The sequence below is a fragment of the Paraburkholderia sp. A1RI-2L genome (genome assembly GCF_048957375.1).
GTDB lineage: Bacteria > Pseudomonadota > Gammaproteobacteria > Burkholderiales > Burkholderiaceae > Paraburkholderia.
In genome coordinates, this window is sequence record NZ_JARBTA010000016.1 from 1 (window position 1) to 2,193 (window position 2,193).

Annotated in this window: 2 tRNA genes and 1 rRNA gene; all 3 read right to left on the minus strand. The window is 54.1% G+C overall.

The window, feature by feature from the left end:
* Nucleotides 1-274: 274 nt before the first annotated feature.
* Nucleotides 275-350: transfer RNA gene (locus PWP93_RS37290), tRNA-Ala, on the minus strand.
* A 43-nt stretch (nucleotides 351-393) separates the two neighbouring features.
* Nucleotides 394-470 (minus strand) — tRNA-Ile (locus PWP93_RS37295).
* Nucleotides 471-535: 65 nt separating this feature from the next.
* A 16S ribosomal RNA gene (locus PWP93_RS37300) occupies nucleotides 536-2,068 on the minus strand.
* Nucleotides 2,069-2,193 lie beyond the last annotated feature (125 nt).

The following is a 2,193-nucleotide window of genomic DNA, read 5'->3' on the forward strand; positions in this document are numbered from 1 at the left end:
TTCCCGCTCCGGACTCACTCGCTACAGGCTGAGTTTTCGCGTTGTGCCGTATTCCAAAGCCCTCTTTCGAGGAACTTAAAAATACATCGATACAATCACAACCCTGATTCACCTACTCCACACCCATCTCTAAGTGTGTTTCAGATAAATCTCTTTACTACTTCTTCCTGATTGTTAAAGAACGACAGCCGATATTTTCATACCGCTCTGACTGGCTCAATCGCCAATGCAAAAGGCTCTGCTGAACTTCAGCAGAACGCTGTGCATTAGGGATTGGTGGAGGATGACGGGATCGAACCGACGACCCCCTGCTTGCAAAGCAGGTGCTCTCCCAGCTGAGCTAATCCCCCAGTCACATACTCAAGGGATTGCCTCCGCCTCTGGCAGACAAAGTGGTGGGTCTGGATGGATTCGAACCATCGACCCCCGCCTTATCAAGACGGTGCTCTAACCGACTGAGCTACAGACCCCTGAGTCTGTCTTTTCTACAGCCGACAAGTGTGAGCGCTTCAATGTGCTTCGCAATGAGCTCTGGAAAGGAGGTGATCCAGCCGCACCTTCCGATACGGCTACCTTGTTACGACTTCACCCCAGTCATGAATCCTGCCGTGGTGACCGTCCTCCTTGCGGTTAGACTAGCCACTTCTGGCAAAACCCACTCCCATGGTGTGACGGGCGGTGTGTACAAGACCCGGGAACGTATTCACCGCGGCATGCTGATCCGCGATTACTAGCGATTCCAGCTTCACGCAGTCGAGTTGCAGACTGCGATCCGGACTACGATCGGTTTTCTGGGATTGGCTCCACCTCGCGGCTTGGCAACCCTCTGTTCCGACCATTGTATGACGTGTGAAGCCCTACCCATAAGGGCCATGAGGACTTGACGTCATCCCCACCTTCCTCCGGTTTGTCACCGGCAGTCTCCCCGGAGTGCTCTTGCGTAGCAACTGGGGACAAGGGTTGCGCTCGTTGCGGGACTTAACCCAACATCTCACGACACGAGCTGACGACAGCCATGCAGCACCTGTGTGACGGCTCCCTTTCGGGCACTCCCGGCTCTCACCAGGATTCCGTCCATGTCAAGGGTAGGTAAGGTTTTTCGCGTTGCATCGAATTAATCCACATCATCCACCGCTTGTGCGGGTCCCCGTCAATTCCTTTGAGTTTTAATCTTGCGACCGTACTCCCCAGGCGGTCAACTTCACGCGTTAGCTACGTTACCAAGCCAATGAAGGCCCGACAACCAGTTGACATCGTTTAGGGCGTGGACTACCAGGGTATCTAATCCTGTTTGCTCCCCACGCTTTCGTGCATGAGCGTCAGTATTGGCCCAGGGGGCTGCCTTCGCCATCGGTATTCCTCCACATCTCTACGCATTTCACTGCTACACGTGGAATTCTACCCCCCTCTGCCATACTCTAGCCTTGCAGTCACCAATGCAGTTCCCAGGTTAAGCCCGGGGATTTCACATCGGTCTTGCAAAACCGCCTGCGCACGCTTTACGCCCAGTAATTCCGATTAACGCTTGCACCCTACGTATTACCGCGGCTGCTGGCACGTAGTTAGCCGGTGCTTATTCTTCCGGTACCGTCATCCCCCCGGGGTATTAACCCAGAGGTTTTCTTTCCGGACAAAAGTGCTTTACAACCCGAAGGCCTTCTTCACACACGCGGCATTGCTGGATCAGGCTTGCGCCCATTGTCCAAAATTCCCCACTGCTGCCTCCCGTAGGAGTCTGGGCCGTGTCTCAGTCCCAGTGTGGCTGGTCGTCCTCTCAGACCAGCTACAGATCGTCGGCTTGGTAGGCCTTTACCCCACCAACTACCTAATCTGCCATCGGCCACCCCAATAGCGCGAGGTCTTGCGATCCCCCGCTTTCATCCACAGATCGTATGCGGTATTAATCCGGCTTTCGCCGGGCTATCCCCCACTACTGGACATGTTCCGATGTATTACTCACCCGTTCGCCACTCGCCACCAGGTGCAAGCACCCGTGCTGCCGTTCGACTTGCATGTGTAAGGCATGCCGCCAGCGTTCAATCTGAGCCAGGATCAAACTCTTCAGTTCAATACCTGTTACTGTTTTCTGTCCCTCTCGAGACAGGTCGCTCACTCAAAGCTGACAGGTTCTGAATAAATTCAAAAACCTGACTTACTTTTGTGTGAGACTCTTGATACTTTCGCTACTCCCGG